The 17007-nt window shown below is 37.5% G+C and carries 19 protein-coding genes; 3 read left to right on the top strand and 16 right to left on the bottom strand.

The genetic code is table 11. From position 1 onward, the window contains the following. Positions 1-122: 122 nt before the first annotated feature. On the top strand, positions 123-1082 hold the full coding sequence (locus tag ATZ35_RS11945; RefSeq protein WP_208927433.1) for a S66 family peptidase: 960 nt from the start codon (positions 123-125) through the stop codon (positions 1080-1082). A 49-nt stretch (positions 1083-1131) separates the two neighbouring features. On the opposite strand, the gene ATZ35_RS11940 is transcribed toward ATZ35_RS11945, so the two are convergent. After that, positions 1132-1497, bottom strand: coding sequence for a MerR family transcriptional regulator (locus tag ATZ35_RS11940; protein WP_208927432.1), 366 nt, complete (start codon positions 1495-1497; stop codon positions 1132-1134). Between the two features lie 98 nt (positions 1498-1595). On the opposite strand from ATZ35_RS11940, the gene ATZ35_RS11935 reads away from it, so the two are divergent. Further along, positions 1596-2363, top strand: coding sequence for an SDR family NAD(P)-dependent oxidoreductase (locus tag ATZ35_RS11935; protein ID WP_208927431.1), 768 nt, complete (start codon positions 1596-1598; stop codon positions 2361-2363). A 58-nt stretch (positions 2364-2421) separates the two neighbouring features. On the opposite strand, the gene ATZ35_RS11930 is transcribed toward ATZ35_RS11935, so the two are convergent. The 8 genes from ATZ35_RS11930 to ATZ35_RS11895 form a co-directional block, all read right to left on the bottom strand. Next, complete coding sequence (locus ATZ35_RS11930) at positions 2422-3087, bottom strand: MIP/aquaporin family protein (RefSeq protein WP_208927430.1); 666 nt, start codon at positions 3085-3087, stop codon at positions 2422-2424. Between the two features lie 195 nt (positions 3088-3282). Continuing rightward, positions 3283-4140: a DegV family protein gene (locus ATZ35_RS11925; protein ID WP_208927429.1), complete on the bottom strand. Its 858-nt coding sequence runs from the start codon at positions 4138-4140 to the stop codon at positions 3283-3285. Next, on the bottom strand, positions 4133-4702 hold the full coding sequence (locus ATZ35_RS11920) for a DUF1836 domain-containing protein (protein ID WP_086281611.1): 570 nt from the start codon (positions 4700-4702) through the stop codon (positions 4133-4135). The genes ATZ35_RS11925 and ATZ35_RS11920 overlap by 8 nt, the downstream gene beginning before the upstream one ends. A 223-nt stretch (positions 4703-4925) precedes the next feature. Further along, positions 4926-5561, bottom strand: coding sequence for a MarR family winged helix-turn-helix transcriptional regulator (locus tag ATZ35_RS11915; RefSeq protein ID WP_208927428.1), 636 nt, complete (start codon positions 5559-5561; stop codon positions 4926-4928). 171 nt (positions 5562-5732) lie between these two features. Further along, positions 5733-6380 (bottom strand): TIGR01906 family membrane protein, encoded by a 648-nt coding sequence (locus ATZ35_RS11910; RefSeq protein WP_208927427.1) that lies wholly within the window; start codon positions 6378-6380, stop codon positions 5733-5735. Position 6381: 1 nt separating this feature from the next. Continuing rightward, complete coding sequence (locus tag ATZ35_RS11905; protein ID WP_208927426.1) at positions 6382-7152, bottom strand: TIGR01457 family HAD-type hydrolase; 771 nt, start codon at positions 7150-7152, stop codon at positions 6382-6384. 6 nt (positions 7153-7158) lie between these two features. Then, positions 7159-7818: a YutD family protein gene (locus ATZ35_RS11900; RefSeq protein WP_208927425.1), complete on the bottom strand. Its 660-nt coding sequence runs from the start codon at positions 7816-7818 to the stop codon at positions 7159-7161. Positions 7819-7852: 34 nt separating this feature from the next. Continuing rightward, entirely contained in the window at positions 7853-9232 is a 1380-nt protein-coding gene (locus ATZ35_RS11895; protein ID WP_208927424.1) for a bifunctional metallophosphatase/5'-nucleotidase, read from the bottom strand. A 90-nt stretch (positions 9233-9322) separates the two neighbouring features. On the opposite strand from ATZ35_RS11895, the gene ATZ35_RS11890 reads away from it, so the two are divergent. Next, on the top strand, positions 9323-9781 hold the full coding sequence (locus tag ATZ35_RS11890; protein WP_208927423.1) for a methylated-DNA--[protein]-cysteine S-methyltransferase: 459 nt from the start codon (positions 9323-9325) through the stop codon (positions 9779-9781). Between the two features lie 166 nt (positions 9782-9947). Here the strand turns inward: ATZ35_RS11890 and ATZ35_RS11885 are convergent, their stop codons facing one another. The 7 genes from ATZ35_RS11885 to ATZ35_RS11855 all read right to left on the bottom strand — a co-directional run bounded on the left by ATZ35_RS11885 (position 9948) and on the right by ATZ35_RS11855 (position 16977). Continuing rightward, a complete protein-coding gene (locus ATZ35_RS11885; protein ID WP_208927422.1) occupies positions 9948-10370 on the bottom strand; it encodes an Asp23/Gls24 family envelope stress response protein in 423 nt (140 codons plus the stop codon). Between the two features lie 26 nt (positions 10371-10396). Then, complete coding sequence (locus ATZ35_RS11880) at positions 10397-10630, bottom strand: DUF2273 domain-containing protein (RefSeq protein ID WP_208927421.1); 234 nt, start codon at positions 10628-10630, stop codon at positions 10397-10399. A 12-nt stretch (positions 10631-10642) separates the two neighbouring features. Then, positions 10643-11206, bottom strand: coding sequence for an alkaline shock response membrane anchor protein AmaP (amaP, locus tag ATZ35_RS11875; protein ID WP_208927420.1), 564 nt, complete (start codon positions 11204-11206; stop codon positions 10643-10645). A gap of 167 nt (positions 11207-11373) precedes the next feature. Continuing rightward, positions 11374-12555, bottom strand: a complete 1182-nt coding sequence (locus ATZ35_RS11870; RefSeq protein ID WP_208927419.1) for an AI-2E family transporter — start codon at positions 12553-12555, stop codon at positions 11374-11376. 503 nt (positions 12556-13058) lie between these two features. After that, positions 13059-14747, bottom strand: a complete 1689-nt coding sequence (locus tag ATZ35_RS11865) for a ribonuclease J (protein WP_208927418.1) — start codon at positions 14745-14747, stop codon at positions 13059-13061. A 31-nt stretch (positions 14748-14778) separates the two neighbouring features. Beyond that, entirely contained in the window at positions 14779-15651 is an 873-nt protein-coding gene (gene dapA / locus ATZ35_RS11860; RefSeq protein WP_208927417.1) for a 4-hydroxy-tetrahydrodipicolinate synthase, read from the bottom strand. Positions 15652-15921: 270 nt separating this feature from the next. Then, the gene (locus ATZ35_RS11855; RefSeq protein ID WP_208927416.1) at positions 15922-16977 is read right to left on the bottom strand and encodes an aspartate-semialdehyde dehydrogenase; all 1056 of its coding nucleotides are present in this window, start codon (positions 16975-16977) and stop codon (positions 15922-15924) included. Between the last annotated feature and the right edge of the window lie 30 nt (positions 16978-17007).

Below are 17007 nucleotides of genomic sequence, written 5' to 3'. Positions count from 1 at the left end.
CTTATTTTGTCCACTGTTTCATCTTTGACCTAAAGAGACCTTACTCTTTCTTATCTATATCTTGCAAAAACACTGAGTTTCTGACTATAATTGAGTATAAGATGTTTAAAGGAAGCGATAAAATGAAACCACCACGATTACAAGCTGGCGATGAGATTCGAGTCATTGCTCCATCTAGTAGTTTTTCAAAATTAACTGACTTCGGTATTCAAGCCGCCACGGAAAAATTAAATGCTTTGGGCTTTACGGTAACCTTTTCTGAACATACGGCGGAACAAGACACACTTGGTTCTTCTTCGATCATGAGTCGGGTAAAAGACCTCCATGAAGCATTTTCAGATGATAACGTCAAAGGGATACTCACAGCGATCGGCGGATTTAATAGTAATGAATTACTGCCGTATTTGGATTTTGAATTGATCAAACGTCATCCAAAAGTGTTTTGTGGGTATAGCGACATCACAGCCTTATGTAATGCGATTACCACCAAAACCAAGCTGCTGACTTATGTTGGCCCACATTTTTCTAGTTTTCAAATGGAGGAACTTCAGCCTTATCAGACGTTAGCGTTTTTACAGGCAACGGCGACGGAAGATGCTTTTGAAGTATCCGCTTCTAAAACGTGGAGTCAAGACGAATGGTATCTAGCTGAACCGCAACGACTATTGCATGCCAATGAATGGAAAATTTATAGTCACTCACAACCTGTCACTGGGACTTGTTACGGTGGTAATCTTGGTACGTTCCAATTACTCTTTGGAACACGCTTCTTGCCTGAACTTGAACGTTCAATTTTATTTATCGAAAGTGCTGAGGAAGATGACTATCATGATTTTGCTCGTGGTTTAGCCGCCTTACTTCAAGTTGTCAAACATCCGCAAGCGCTACTCATTGGCCGTTTTCCTCAAGAAACTGAAATGACAGAAGAACGTCTTTTGACCATTTTAGCAAAGTATCCGCTATTACGAGAAATACCTGTAATTTACGATATGAATTTTGGTCATACACAACCGATTTTTACAATTCCAATTGGAGATAAAGCTACAGTTGATACGAAACAGCAAAAAATCACCTTTTTTTAAATGAAAAGCCCCAATGATGCTTTCACTAGACGTGTTGTGCACATTGGGGTTATTTAGTATACTCTTTTTCCATTTGATCATATACAGCAAGTTTATCATCTAATAATTGTAGGTGACTTTTTGTTTTTTCAAATTCAGCTAGAATTTTTACTCGATGGTTTAATAGTAATTCTTTTCGCTCAGAAATCGTTGAATCACCGATTTTTCTTAACTCCGTGTATTTTTTTATTTCCCTTAACTCAATGCCGGTGTTTTTTAATTTAATCACAAAGCTTGCCCACTCAATATCTTGATCACCATACATCCGATAATTATGCTGATCTCTAGATGGTTCGATCAGCCCTTCCTTTTCATAATAGCGTAATGTATATTCACTAATACCAATTTTTTTAGAGAATTCACTGATTGTATACACGTTTTCACTCCTTATTTATTTTATGCTTGCTATAGAGTCTACTCTAATCCCTATACTTTGATTGTACCATCAAAATAAAGTATTAGGAGGAAAAATTTATGAAGTATACCGTAATCACAGGAGCTAGTTCAGGAATAGGATTGGAAGCAGCAAAAGCGTTTAGCAAACTAGGAAAGAATTTGATTTTGATTGCTCGAAGAAAAGAGCGGCTTGATCAATTAAAACAAGCAATTGTATCAGAATTTCCTGATTTAGAGGTCATAGTCAAAGTTGCCGATTTATCACAAAGAGAATCTGTTCTGACCTTATATGCTGATTTAAAAAAATATGCTATCGAGACTTGGATTAATAATGCCGGCTTTGGTTATTACCATAACGTAGCAAAACAAGATTTAGATAACGTAGCCCAAATGTTGCAGCTGAACGTTGAAGCATTGACGTTACTTTCTACGCTATATGTTACAGACTATGAAAATGTAGAAAATGCCCAATTGATTAACCTTTCATCTGCTGGCGGGTATAAAAATGTTCCGAATGCAGTCACTTATTGTGCAACTAAATTTTATGTCAGTGCTTTTACCGAAGGACTTGCTTTAGAGTTACAAGCAAAAGGAGCTCCTTTAAAAGCGAAAGTCTTAGCACCTGCAGCGACAGAAACTGAATTCGCACAAATAGCAAATGGTTCGCAGTCTTATGACTACACTAAAGCTTTTTCAACCTTCCATACCGCAAAAGAGATGGCTCAATTTCTGATTGAACTTTATCATAGTCCCAAAGTAGTTGGTCATGTTGACAGAGATACCTTTACCTTCACTTTATCTGATCCTTTATTCGATCATTACCAAACAGGCATGAAAAATATGTAAAACCTAAAAAACACTTACCTGACAATTTTTTATCAGGCAAGTGTTTTTTAGACTGCTTTTAGTCTTCAGTATCAAGTAAGTATTTGCCGACTAAAGCTGCAAGTAGACCACCAATTAGCGGAGCTACAATAAATACCCAAACTTGAGATAATGCTTCACCGCCAACAAAAATCGCTGGCGCTAAACTTCTGGCTGGGTTAACAGATGTACCAGTTAGTGGAATACCAACTAAGTGAATCATTGTTAACGTCAAACCAATGACAATGCCTGCAAGTTTCGCATTGCCTTTTTTAGCACTCGTTACAGTCATGATAACTAAAACAAAAATAAAGGTTAAAATAATTTCTACCGTTAAAGCACCAAAAGCACTTAAATCACCAAAAGCATTTTGGCCTAAGTTTGTTGTCTCTTTGCCAGAAGCATTTAAAATAGATAACAACGCAAATGACGCGATCAAACCACCAACGATTTGTCCTACAATATAATAAAGTAAGTCCATTGTAGAAATTCGTTTATTGACCCACATTCCTAATGAAACTGCTGGATTCAAATGTGCACCTGAAATTGTACCAATGCTGTAAGCCGCTGCAATGATCGTCAAACCGAAAGCTAAAGCGATCCCCGTCGTACCGATCCCTTCGATCCCACCACCTAAAACTGCGGTTGCTGTACCAAAGAAAACTAAAATAAAAGTTCCAAGACATTCTGAAATTGCTTTTTTCATAGATTTCCCTCCCTTCACTTTATTGTAAATAGATTATCACATTCATGAAAGTTTCCGTGATATTTTCAACTAAAATTGAGAGAAAGTTTAATGAGTAATATCTCAATTTGATTGATAAACATAATGATAAGAGGTAAATAAAAAAAATACCAACAAAAAGCATTTATTAAACGCCCCTTTGTTGGTATTGATTTTTTAATCTAAAAGCTGGATACCGATTCCTAATAGTCCTGGTCCAGTATGAACGACTAAGGCAGGACTAATCGTTCCAAAATAAATTTTTTCTGCCTGAGGGAAGTTTGCTTTCAACTTTTCATAAAAAGCTTCCGCTTCTTCTACAGCTTGTCCTTGCGCTACCGCCAATACAAACTTCTGATGCTCTCCAATAAACGCCTTGACTAATTCAAAGGTTTTATCTAGGCTTTTCTTTCTACCACGCGCTTTTGCTACAGTGTGATAGACACCCTCACCATTACATGAGATGATTGGATTTAGTTTTAACGCATTTCCTAAGATTGAAGCTACTAGCCCAATTCGTCCACCTTTTTGCAAATATTCTAATGTTGCTACATTAAAAAAGACTTTGGCTTTTTTTACATCATTTCTTAATTTCGTTTTAAGCTCATCCCACGAATGACCTGCTTCAATCAATTTTGCTGCTTCAATCGCTTGGAGACCACTGCCGATCCCAATATTTTTTGTATCTAAAACAAAGGTCTCTAACCCCTCAAAATCTTCTGCAATCAATCGTACCACGTTAAATGTTCCACTCAATCCACTAGAAATCGTAACAGCCAGTAACTTTTCATAACCATCTGCTTTAATTTTTTCAAAAATCTTAGTGATCGTTTCGCCATCTGGTAAAGAAGTGCTGGGAATTTCAATCGGTAAACGTTCATATACTTCTTCTGGTGTAATATCTACCTTATCAGTATAGATACGATCTTTATAGATAATTTGTAACGGAATCATATACATGCCATATTGTTCCACTAATTCTTGTGGTACATCTGTTCCTGAGTCTACTAATAGAGCAATTTTTTCTTTATTCATTCGATTGTTCCTCATCTTCTTTTAAGTTTTTTTGTGCTAACTCAATAACCTTTTCAGTAAATAATTTCGTTGCAAATGACAATGTTGCACCTTTTACAATCAAAAATTCTACAGGTATTGGCTGATCAAATGCCGCCACAGATTCATTCCCTAAAGCTTGTGCAACCACAACAGCAATCGCCGCTTCTTGTTCTTCACAAAACAAATTATACGCTTCTCGAATTCCAACAGCTGCGCCTTGATAAAGGATGCCCTGCTTGATTTCTGGGATCGTCAGTACTTGTTTTAATAACGTGATTGCAATCAAAAAAGCTAAGTGCTTTTGATTATAGCGTTTTTTATTAGGCGCCGGGATCAAGCCCAACTTAACATAATTATTGACCATTGATGAAGTCAACAATGTATGTTTTTCTTTTAAAATAACTGGAGATAAGTATCGCTCTACAAGAGTGATTACCTGATCCATGTATAGTTCTAATTCAGGTAGTTCATGCCATCTTGGCAAATGGACGTCTACTAACTCTTCTCCCCAAACTCGTAAAGAGGATTTTATTTCATTCACAAGACCCCTCCTTCTACTTACTAAAACAGTTTAACATTTTTTCCAAAAACATTCAATCTAGTTATAGAAACTAGATAAAAAATTAAAAAATGTGAGACAAAAGGATCAATCACTTTTGTCTCACATACTAATTACAAACATCTAGCTGGATCACAAGTGCCATTCTCAACGCTTAGAAGTAAACACTTCTGTCCTAGCCTATGCTGATTTTTATCGCTATTTATTAAAAATCACTAAACCCATCATCTTCCTCATCAGTCGCTTCTTTTGATAGGTCAAACCCAAATTTTCCATTTTTAGGAAAACCAGGTCCACCAAACATCTCCCGTGGATCAAAGTCACGTCCCATTTTTCCATCATTAAAACCGTGTCGTGGACCACCATGTCTACCCCGACCGTGCATATGGTGTCCTTTAAAACCACGTTCTTCTTCTGGTATCTCAGATTCCAAAGCATCAAGTAGTTTGCTTATGATGATTTTAAACGATTCTTGTTCTGACTCAGTCAATACATCAAAGATTGTTGCTTCTTCTTGATCGTTATTATCAGCTGCTGCCATACCAGCTTCAGTTAAACGGATCACCATTACACGGCGATCGCTTTCAAGCGGTTCTCGGCTAATGTACCCATTTTTTTCTAGTTTAGCTAGCAATTCCCCTAACGATTGAGGGCGCATATCCAACAAATAAGACAATTCTTTTTGGGTTGTTTCAGGTTTGAGTTTTAGCAAGCTTAAAACTCTGCCTTGTCCTCGATGAGGATTTCCAAAAGGTCCATGTTCTCTACGACGTTTCATAAAATATCTTTGCATCATCCCTTGTAATCTTAGAAACTGTTCCATCAATGATTGTTCTTCCATAATCGATTCCTCCATTAAAAAATATAAATCAGGTACCTGTTTTATATTATAAAGGCACCTGTTTAAAATGTCAAATCTTCACTTTTTTTACTCTATCATTCAGTAAAAGAATATTATAAAGCCACCTACATAAAAAAAATAGAAGCAAACTTTACAGTCTACTTCTAGTAACTACATTTTTTTTAATTCTCGTTTCCCAAAAAGGATACCAATCAAGAAAAATAATTCTAGTAAAACAAAAAAGAAAATAAAGCAATGCATAAAAAATGTTTCTGGCAACACGTTGATGATCGGATCAGTCACAGGATCAAACAACCAGTCATCATTATTAAAAAACACACCGTGAAAAGCCACAAAAAATTGATCAAAACCAATGGCCATGACTGTTCCAAAAATCACAGGAATGATCATTCCCCATTGGAATGGACGAATCAAGCGCCACACTCGTTTATCCTTGATCAAACGCTTAATAAAGAATCCGCTAGGAATTATCGTAACAATCAGTACGCCGTAACAGAGTAGAAAAAGTCTTTTGACTTCATAAAAATGAAAGGCACCACTTTTTGATACAGGAAAATCTGATAATTGCAGCGTCTGATTGAATGGATTGTTTAGATAGGACATCAATTCTCCATAATTTTTTAACAAGTCTGCTTTATCAAGTGAAACATAATCTAAAATATTTAGCAGCTCGATATCGATCCTATACAATGGTCGAAAATTAATGGTTAACGTAATACTCAAAGAGATGATCGTCAAAATCAAACAGACGATTCCAGCGCGCTCACGCCAAATCCAGCTTTGCTCTTTCCTTCTCATCTCAAAAAATCCATTCATCTAGCGAATCGACAACATAGGTTGGCTGTTCAGGTAAACTAGGAACTGCTGATTTTGCTGTAAAGCCAGATAAAACTAATAAACTATCAATCCCATTTTGAAGGCCCGATTGAATATCCGTTTCATAGTTATCACCAACCATTACCACCTGTTCTTTGTCTAGTTGCATCACTTTCAAGGCTTCCTTCATAATAATTGCATTTGGTTTTCCAATCATGATCGGATCTGTTTGTGTTGCTGTTTGAACTAATGAAATAAATGAGCCGGCTCCAGGTAATAAGCCACGCTCAGTTGGAATACTTTTATCAGGATTTGTACCGATAAACGTCGCACCGTTTCTGATACACAAGGCCGCCGTTGCAAATTTTTCATAATTAATATCGGTATCCAAACCAACTACCACATAATCTGGTGTCTCTTCATCCCAAACAAAACCAGCCGATAATATCAAATCGACTAATCCAGATTCCCCGATCACATAAACGCGGTTACCTTTGCCTTGCTCTTTCATATAGTCGATCGTTGCAAGACTGGCAGTATAGACTGTTTTAGCTGAAACATGGATATCAAATTCTTGCGCTAATCGCTCGGCTACCGCTTCTGGTGTTTTAGTCGTGTTGTTGGTCACAAAAAGAAATGGTAACGCTAATTCCTGTAGCCGTTCAACAAAGCGTTTACCTGCTGGAATCACTTCTTTTCCTAGGTAAATCGTACCATCTAAATCAATTAAATACCCTTGATACTGTTTTTCCACAAATGATTACTCCTCACGTTGACGAATAGTAAATGAGCGACCTTTAGCAGCCTCACTTTTTGGCTTACCAATGACTGCTTTTTGGGGTTCATTTTCTTTACGGTTTTTTATCACTGGTTTGGTTTTATTGTTGACTGGAACTCGTTTCTCTTCTGTATGTGCTTGATTTTGATGGACTGGCTTTTTAGTTGGTTTCTTACGGCGAGTTTGTTGTTTTTCTCGTTTACCACCTACTCGTTCAATCACAAAATAAGCACAACCAAAATTACAATACTCATATAAATAATCTTCTAATGTATCGATTCTTTGCTCAGGAGCCGCCTTCCGATTTGACTCGTTAAAAAAACCTTTTAATCGAAGCTGGTCATATCCCCAATCACCGACAATGTAATCATATCTGGAAAGAACATCACTAAAACGCTCGCCCAAGCGCTCGCCGTCAAAAGCTTCACGATGATTCTTCACCAAAAGATATTGGCGTTCGCCGATCGTTACATGAACATCGTCAACAAGTGTGACAACTTCACCTTTTTTCTTTTCTTTGACAGGTTCTTCTTTTATCTCTTCAAGGACAGCTGTGATCTCTTCTGTTAACGTTGCTGTTGGTTCTTCTTTATGTTTAGCTGGTTTCGCTGATTTGTATGGTTTATTTACTTTTTCTGTCATTTTTTCACCGCCTAGAGTTTATTATACCTTGTTTTTATTGGATTGGGTAGTGCGTCTTCAAGTAGTTTCCTAAAACTGTTCGGAGGAATTCTGGGAAAATAAACTCCACCTTACCTGCAAGCTCGATCGTTGGGAAAAACGGAATAAACATGAAGTGATCGACAGTTGTGAAGGTGTATTCACCCAGCGGCTCGATTGGTCGATTTTGCCACAGCACTTGTTGCTTTTGCACCTCATACGTTATGCCATCATAGTAAAGCTCTCCAAAAACTTTACCTCGAAAACCCATTCCAGTAATCGGAAACTTTCTTAGATAATTGCGATTTTTTTCCATCTCTCGGATCATTCGAAGTAATTCTGTCCCAGATAAAGTCACCCGAATCAAATGCATTGGATGAGGCAGACTTTCATGAAGTTGGTCTGCGTCCACGATTCCTTTTGGAATATCAGATAAAAATAGGCCATTGTTTAAAATTGCAGCTTCTGTCTGGCCTTTTTCTTTTATCGCTTTTAAGGTCGTTACCATCAACGGTTGTTCAGCATTTAAATTAACCAGCAATGGTTGATTTATTTCAGCAATTTTTTTGGCTTTCAACAACTGATGACCTAACGCCAAATAGTCATCACTTTCTCGTTGGTCTTCTGATACTAGCGGCAAATCACTAGTTGGGATCGCTTTGGCTTCACTATGAATGATCCTACCATTTTCAATGCTTAAATGAACCTCGCCAATATAATAGCCAAATTTACCAGCAGCAGAAAGTTGTGTATGATTGATTTTTTCCCCTTGTTTAAATAAATGATGCGTATGTGAACCTAGTAATACATTGACTTCGGGAAATTGATTGGCGATTTTAATATCTTCATCAATCCCCAAGTGACTCATTAAAACAAGTACGTCACATTGGGGCTGAACATCTCTGATCAATACTGGTAAGGTCTCTTTCGTAGATCGAATATCCCAGCCATTTGGTCGATACGTTAAAGGAAATGGCGCTGTTAAAGCAATCAAACCAATCTTTGTATGACACTTAGTTTCTATAATTTTATAAGGGCTTGCCCAGTCAGGTGCTTGACCGGTTTTTAAATCGAACAAGTTTCCTAATAATACATCAAAATTGCGATGATCATATAAATGATTCAGCTGCTCTTTAGAATTCCCTACTCCTTCATTATTGCCGATTGTAGCGGCATCATAACCGATCTCATTCATCAATTCTACATTTGCTTGACCATCAGTAGCTTCTGTCAATGGATGCCAACGATCGACAAAATCGCCTAAATCCACGGTCAGAACTGCTTTACCTGCTAACTCATATTGTGCTTTTTGAGTGCGTAAATATCTTCTGATTTTAGGCCAATTTTCTAGGTGTGAATGTAAATCATTCGTGTGAAAGATGACGATTTCTTCCATTCTATCGCCCCCAAATTCTATATATAAAAATATAGTACCACACTTCCAGATGAAGTATAATAAAGTAACCACACAATAAAGGAGAAAATAATGAAACTTAATGTCCCTTTTGGCTCTATTTGGTTAGATGCCGATCATGAAGGTCTAACTACTATCTCTTTTTCTGAACTAAAACAGCATCAAACAAATCAAATTACAGAACACGCTGCTAAAGAACTGACAGAATATTTTGCTGGTCAACGCACGTGTTTTACTGTCCCTTTATCTATTCAAGGTGGCACTAAATTTCAGAGAAATGTTTGGAAAGCTCTTTATCAAATCCCTTACGGTGAGACTCGTAGCTATTTAGATATTGCTCAAGCTGTTGATTCGCCAAAAGCTGTTCGAGCAATTGGTCAGGCAAATAGTAAAAATCCGATTCCGATCATCGTTCCTTGTCATCGAGTAATCGGTAAGAACGGAAAATTGACTGGTTATTCAGGTAGTTCTGAACAAGCTGGGCTCGATATCAAGCGTTTTTTACTCCATGTAGAAAATGTTTCTATTTAAAAAATCCACGTAATAAGGACCATAACTCTATGAGTTATGGCCTATTACATAAAATCCGAATAAAGAGTGGGAGCAAAAAAATCACTAACTACATCTCAAAAGTTTCCGTCCCAACCTCATTGATTTTGTTGTTGTCTCATTAGAATGCACAAATTAAAAAAATCGACTAGTTGTCTTCCTTATTTTCTTCGCTATCTTTACCACGATATTTTTCTAAATATTGCTCTTTTGTCATAACGTCATCGACATTCATGTTAAATTCTACTAGCTCTAAGCCCGTCATATGTTTGATCGCTTCTTTAACTTTTCCAACGGTAACATCAAAAACGTCTGAGATCGCTACATCATACTTACAGATCACGGATACGTCAACAGCCACTTGTTTGGTACCAACTTCAACACCGATCCCTTTCGTCACATCTTCGTTGTCTCTAAAACGATCAGCAAAATCAGTAAAAAGATTACCGCTCAAGCCTAAAATACCATCACTATCAGATATTACAACACCTACGATTTTTTTGATGACTACATCATCAAATGTCAACTTTGTTTTTAAAGCACTTGAATTATTTTGTCCTGCTTCTGTCATTTGCGTTCACTCCTTAACCTTATTTTTTAAATTCCGAGTATAGACCTGACTGAGTCTATCAAGGAATAAATATCTAAATCTTCATCCCGCATTTTTCCGATAATATAGCCGATTGCTGCAAAAATCAACAAGACAAGTGTCTTACCAAAACCGATCCACAGCAAAAGCAATGCGAGTAAGAAAAATACCGTCGTCCAAATTATCCGAAAACGATAGGGTTTCAGCTCGTTCATCCAATAATCTTTTTTCTCTTGATCCATGGCTTGTCCCTCCTAAATCACCCGTGATTGTTTTTTACTGAATGCCCCTGTTTCTATTGGATCTTTTTCTCTTAATTGAACAGTTACTCGGCTATCAATCGATTCCAGTGCAACTGACAATGATTGTTGTAATTGTTCCTTGATTTCTTCTGCCAACGGACGAGAGCGTTCTTTGCTTCTAACATCGACTCTGACGTTGACAGCAACTTTTTGTTTGCCTTTGATTTTAACAGTCAACTTCGTTTTATCTGGGTGAATAATCGTACTATAGGTATCTTCTACGATTTGGATTACTGTACTTTTCGGGATGTCGATTCGATCTTTACCAGATTTCACTACTAAATGCTTTCTTCGTCCTGATACGGAAAGAACAATGATCAGACTAAGAAGCAAAAGTCCCCCTAAAATGAGTAAAATACCTTCAAAAAGAGATCTTCCCCCAGGATAGCTGTATAAAAGTGAGTCTACTTGATCGGTCAACCAAGGAATATCGATCAGCTGACTGAGTACCCCTAATGTTCCAATAAACAATAGCGCGATGACCAGCATAAAAATAAGTTTCAGTAATCGTTTCATATACTTCCCTCCTTATGTACATGTTATTTTCCTGTTGATTAAATTGTAACGCCTAAAAAAAAGTATTACAAAAGATACGATTTTTTAGAAAAAAAGAGAACAAGCATGTGGATTCCTTTTCAAGCATATACTGGCTGAATGATCTCCACTCACTTGTACTCTTTTAACTATTCATCAAGATATTCTTCTTTTGAAAATTCAGTATCTTCATATTCACCGCTATCGCCATAAAATTGATTATAGCGTTGCTTGAATTTACGAAATATATAAGTAACCAACACTTTAGCGATCGCATAAATTGGAATACCAAAAATAAGGCCGAACATCCCTAATAAATCTCCCATTACTAATAATACGATCACGATCGTTAATGGATGAACAACTAGTTTTTTCCCCATCACTTGAGGTGATATCAAATGACCGTTCAACATTTGAACAATCATCCAGACGACCGTCATTTTGATAAACATCCCAAAAGAAACCATCAAAGCAACGATTGCCGCTGGAATAAAGGCAATTACTGGTCCAATGTAGGGAATCACAGCTGTCACACCAACAATGATCGACAATGTCCCAGAATATGGAACCTTGATCAGCCAGAAACCGATAAACGTTAAAATACCAATCGAAATTGAAACGAGAATCTGACCTTTTAAATAGGCTCCAACCTGACTGCTCATGGTTGCGCCGATTTCTTTGGCATCATTTCTAAAACGAGGCGGTAGAATCTTCAGAACAAAGCTGAAAAATTTTTGATCATCTTTTAACAAGAAAAAAGTAATGATCGGTGCGGTCACCATCACTAAAGCAAAACCTGTTAACGTAGAAAATACGGTAGATGCACCTTCCACTGCCTTACTAAAGTAACTACCAATTCCATCTGAGACATTATCGAACCATTTTTGAATACCATCTAACGCATTGGCTAACGGTTTTTCTAATGCAGAGTTATGGAAAAAATCTGTGACCATCTTGTTTAGATCGTTCATATACTGCGGAAAACTTTCTACTAATCCATCAACTTGTTTTTGCAAAATCGGAACAACCAGAATGATTCCCACAACGATCAACGTGATCAATACAACAAAGATAGCCGAAACGCCATAAACACGTTTTACTTTATGTTTTTCCAGCCAATTGACCACTGGATTAAATAAATAATATAAAATCAATGCTAAAATTGTTGGACCAATAATCGTTTTAAATATCACACCGATCGGTCCGAAAATAAAACCAACTTGATGAAAAATAAAAATCACTGCACCAAGTAATAACAAGGCAACTAACGTGAATAATAAATTTTTACCACCAAGAAATTTGATCCAACGTGTTTCTTGTTTCTTCTCCATGAACTTCCCTCCTTATTTTACAATGGTAGCAACGTTCCGATTCGCTTCACCTTGTACGTTTCAACATCAGTTCTTTTCTTTCACTGTGTTTCAAAGCAAAAGCTGAAAGAGCTCGTTTAGCCTTGACAGGAAAATAGGAAAAATAACTGAGGTGCTTTTTGCCTCATTTAGTTTTTATCTTTTTCCCGAGACCTTCAATCCTTAGCGCTTTAGCGCTTAGGAATTGATGAGATCGAAGCAGAGCGTAGTGCTAGCTCTTGAAGCTAGATAACATTAAAAGCATAGCAGGCTCGTTCAACTCTGACAGGAAAATAGAAAAAATCGATTGTGGTGCTTTTTACCACAAACTATTTTTATCTTTTTCCCGAAGAGTTAGCCTGCTAAGCTAGATAACTTCATCACTTCATTTTAACTAAAAAATCAGTTTCTGTAAAAAAATAGTCATTTTCATGATTAAACAAATAAATCACTCAGTCATAATAGCTAACTGAGTGATTGATTGACTAATTTGCTGCTTTACGTCCTTTGCGTTGTGTTGCTTCCATAATCACTGGAAGGATCACAGGACGCCGTTTTGTTTGTTCAAACAAGTAACGGCTCAATTGCTCGCGGATATCTTGTTTTAATTTGCTCCATTCAAAATCGCTACTTTCAAGATGTTTTTCAACGATTTCCGTTACAATACTGCTGCTTTCTTTCATCAAGTCCTTGCTTGTTTTAACATAAACAAAGCCTCTTGAAGTGATTTTAGCAGGTGAAACAATGCGTTTTTCACGACGATTGATCGTAACAACTGCTACAAAAATACCATCTTCAGATAAGATTCTACGATCACGAAGGACAATATTTCCTATATCCCCCACACCAATACCATCAATCATGATATTATCAGCCGTTGTACTCCCAGCAACATTCATTTTTTGTTTACTGTATTCAAGAATATCTCCTCGTCCAGTAATAAAAATGTTTTTGTATGGGATACCTAGCTCATGGGCTAAATCGGCATGAGCAGCTAATTGACGATACTCACCTTGAATTGGAACAAAATATTTAGGTTTCATCAAATTCAACATCAGCTGTAAGTCATTGGGACTTGCATGACCTGAAACACGCATATTATCAGAAATCTGTTTCACTACACCACCTGCACGGTAAACGATATCTTCTGTCTTAGCAACAGCTGTTTCCATCGCAGTGGTCGGCGTTGTTGTAATGTACACCAAATCGCCTTCTTTGATTTTGATCACGCGATGTGTTCCATTTGCCATTTTTTGTAGTGACTTGATTGGTTCGCCCATTGTTCCAGTTTCTAAAATCACTAGCTGATCTGCTTGATATTTTTTCATATCTTTTACATTAATAATCAACTCTTCACTTGGTAATTTTAGTTTATCCAATTTGATTGCTGTATTAATAATACGCTGGAAGTCTTGACCTGTTAAAACAATTTTACGATTAGAACGATGTGCTGCATCTAAAACTTGTTGCACACGTTGAAGATTGCTTGCTACACAAGCTACAATGATACGACCTTCCCAGTAACGAATCGTATCGAAGACTTCGTCTGCAATCTGTAATTCAGAAACAACTTGAGCCGCATTTTCAGCATTAGATGAGTCACTTAGTAATGCTAAAACCCCTTCTCTGCCAATTTCTGCCAGGCGACCAAAATCCGTTTCATACATCGGGATCGCACTTTGATCAAACTTGAAATCCCCTGTATAAACAATATTGCCTTCTTTGGTCTTTAAATTGATTCCGATTGAATCCGGAATCGTGTGTGTTGTGCGGAAAAAACTGATCGTAGCATGTTCAAAGTCGATTTCTGTATGAGCATCGACTACGTGGAAATCATTAAAATCTTTTGAATCTGCATGATCTCCTACGTTTAATTTTGCTAACTCGATCGTTAATGCCGTACCAAATACTGGTACATGAACTTTCGATAAAAGATACGGTAATGCTCCGATTGCGTCGGCATGACCATGTGTTAAGAAAATCCCTGCAACACGGTCAATATTTTCCACCAAATACGTAAAATCGGGAATTACCACATCAATCCCTAATAGCTCATTTTCTGGATATTTTAATCCACAATCCAGTACAAAAATTTCATCTTCCACTTCTGCGATGTACATATTTTTACCATTTTCACGAACGCCGCCTAAGGGAACGATTTTTATTGTACTCACTCATTTCACCTCTCTATATTCTCATACTGAATCAAAGATCCAGTATGCTTAAAATTTTCGCCTTTTCTTCAGAAGTACATGGTACAAGAGGTAAACGTAAATCACCAACGGAAATCCCCATTTGGTTCAACACTGCTTTTACAGGAGCTGGAGACGGTACTGAGAACAAGGCATTCATTTTAGGTAGTAACTGACGCTGAATGCTTGCAGCTTGTTTGATTTCTCCGTGATCTAGCGCTTGGAACATATCGTACATTTCAGTGCCGAACACATGGCTAGCTACTGAAATTACCCCTTGTCCGCCTATTGCTTTTATTGAAAAAGCTAAGGAGTCTTCTCCAGTATACACTAAAAAGTCTTTTGGCGCCTTTTCTACCAACTCAGTTAACGCATCTAAACCAAAACATTCTTTGATTGCAATGATATTATCCAATTCAGCTAAGCGTAAAGTTGTCGCTACATCAAGACTTGCCACCGTTCTTCCCGGAACGTTATACAATATGATCGGCAAATCACTTGCTTCAGCGATCGCTTTAAAATGTTGATACAAACCTTCTTGATTCGGTTTATTATAATAAGGAACAACCGCCAAGCCAGCATCGATTCCTCTAATTGCAGAGATTTCCTGCACAAATTCAACAGAATCTCGAGTATCATTGGTTCCCACACCACAGATGATCGGCACTCGTCCATCAACCAAACGAATCACTTCATTGAATAACTCAATCTCTTCATCATGCGTTAACGTTGGTGACTCTCCGGTCGTGCCAGCTAAAATAATTCCTTCTGTATGATGATCAAGCAAATGGTCTACTAATTGAGGCAGCTTTGCAAAATCGATTGCGCCGCTTTCATCAAAAGGGGTGACCATTGCTGTAATTATCGTTGCATTTTCTAAATTCATACTTACTTACCTCCTAATTTAAAAGCGGAACAAATCGCTTGATCCTGTAGAAAATTAGGAAAATGGCATTGAAACGTTCTTTGTTTCACTGACAATTTATCTATTTTCCTAAGGATTGATTTGTGCAGCTAGATGACATTAAAAGCTGAAAGAGCTCGCTCAGCCTTGACAGGAAAATATGTTTGTGACGCTTTTTGCCTCATTCATCATTTATCTTTTTTCCGAGAGACTAGCCCACGAAGCTAGATAATACATGGTAACAATGTTCCGTTATACTCTCACCAAATCCATCTCATGCAAAGTCTCAGCAATTTGAACTGAATTCCAAGCCGCACCTTTTAACAAGTTATCTGAAACGACCCACATATGATAGCCTTTATCGATATCAATATCTTGACGAATTCGGCCTACAAAGGTTTCTTTCCGATCGATACTTGTTAAGGCTTGCGGATAGAGCTGTTGACTTGGATCATCTTGTAAAACAGCTCCTGGCGCATTGGCAATCAATTCTTTGATTTTGCTCACATCAGAGCCAGCTTCTTTGACTTCAATATAGATTGATTCAGAATGACCTGATAAAACAGGAATCCGTACACAAGTCGCAACGACCTTAATACTATCGTCTTCCATGATTTTTTTCGTTTCATTGATCATTTTCCACTCTTCATACGTGTAATCAGCCTCTGCAAAGACATCTATCTGAGGTAAGGCATTGAATGCGATTGGATAATGCTTCTTGTCACCACCGCTAGGTAATATCTCAGCCGTTAATTGTTCAGCTGGTGTACCATCGATATAGGCTAGCGCTTGTGATTTTAGCTCTTCCATTGCATGGATACCTGCTCCACTAACTGCTTGATAAGTCGAAACAATCAAACGGTCTAATCCATAGGCTTGACGAATTGGTTCAAGCGCCACCATCATCTGGATCGTCGAGCAATTTGGGTTAGCGATAATTCCTTTGTGACGCTTTAGCGCATGTGGATTGACTTCTGGTACCACTAAAGGAACTTCCGGGTCCATTCTGTAATGACTTGTATTATCGACAACAACGGCTCCCCGTTTAACCGCTTCTGGCGCATATTGTTTTGAAATACTGCCACCTGCACTAAATAAAGCAAGATCCACACCTGCAAATGAGTCAGGTACTAACTCTTCGATTACAAGGGTCTCGCCCTTAAACGTTACTTCTTTTCCCGCAGAACGTTTTGAAGCCAAAAGTTTCACCTGATTCAATGGTAATGAGGTTTCTTCCAACATTTCGATCATTTTAGTGCCTACTGCACCAGTTGCGCCTACCACGGCAACATTATACTTTTTTTTCATACTTATTAATCTCCTCTCAAATTCCTGAAG

It is taken from the genome of Enterococcus rotai (assembly GCF_001465345.1).
Taxonomy (GTDB): Bacteria; Bacillota; Bacilli; order Lactobacillales; family Enterococcaceae; genus Enterococcus_L; species Enterococcus_L rotai.
This window is presented reverse-complemented; position numbering and strand designations above follow the sequence as displayed.

What these genes read in the sequence shown, in the direction of transcription:
- ATZ35_RS11930 (WP_208927430.1), bottom strand. Translation starts at nt 3,087, where the DNA reads ATGAAAAAAGCAATTTCAGAATGTCTTGGAACTTTTATTTTAGTTTTC.
- ATZ35_RS11870 (WP_208927419.1), bottom strand. Translation starts at nt 12,555, where the DNA reads ATGGAGAAGAAACAAGAAACACGTTGGATCAAATTTCTTGGTGGTAAA.
- ATZ35_RS11915 (WP_208927428.1), bottom strand. Translation starts at nt 5,561, where the DNA reads ATGGAAGAACAATCATTGATGGAACAGTTTCTAAGATTACAAGGGATG.
- ATZ35_RS11925 (WP_208927429.1), bottom strand. Translation starts at nt 4,140, where the DNA reads ATGAATAAAGAAAAAATTGCTCTATTAGTAGACTCAGGAACAGATGTA.
- ATZ35_RS11910 (WP_208927427.1), bottom strand. Translation starts at nt 6,380, where the DNA reads ATGAGAAGGAAAGAGCAAAGCTGGATTTGGCGTGAGCGCGCTGGAATC.
- ATZ35_RS11935 (WP_208927431.1), top strand. Translation starts at nt 1,596, where the DNA reads ATGAAGTATACCGTAATCACAGGAGCTAGTTCAGGAATAGGATTGGAA.
- ATZ35_RS11855 (WP_208927416.1), bottom strand. Translation starts at nt 16,977, where the DNA reads ATGAAAAAAAAGTATAATGTTGCCGTGGTAGGCGCAACTGGTGCAGTA.
- ATZ35_RS11945 (WP_208927433.1), top strand. Translation starts at nt 123, where the DNA reads ATGAAACCACCACGATTACAAGCTGGCGATGAGATTCGAGTCATTGCT.
- amaP (WP_208927420.1), bottom strand. Translation starts at nt 11,206, where the DNA reads ATGAAACGATTACTGAAACTTATTTTTATGCTGGTCATCGCGCTATTG.
- ATZ35_RS11900 (WP_208927425.1), bottom strand. Translation starts at nt 7,818, where the DNA reads ATGACAGAAAAAGTAAATAAACCATACAAATCAGCGAAACCAGCTAAA.
- ATZ35_RS11890 (WP_208927423.1), top strand. Translation starts at nt 9,323, where the DNA reads ATGAAACTTAATGTCCCTTTTGGCTCTATTTGGTTAGATGCCGATCAT.
- ATZ35_RS11880 (WP_208927421.1), bottom strand. Translation starts at nt 10,630, where the DNA reads ATGGATCAAGAGAAAAAAGATTATTGGATGAACGAGCTGAAACCCTAT.
- dapA (WP_208927417.1), bottom strand. Translation starts at nt 15,651, where the DNA reads ATGAATTTAGAAAATGCAACGATAATTACAGCAATGGTCACCCCTTTT.
- ATZ35_RS11885 (WP_208927422.1), bottom strand. Translation starts at nt 10,370, where the DNA reads ATGACAGAAGCAGGACAAAATAATTCAAGTGCTTTAAAAACAAAGTTG.
- ATZ35_RS11895 (WP_208927424.1), bottom strand. Translation starts at nt 9,232, where the DNA reads ATGGAAGAAATCGTCATCTTTCACACGAATGATTTACATTCACACCTA.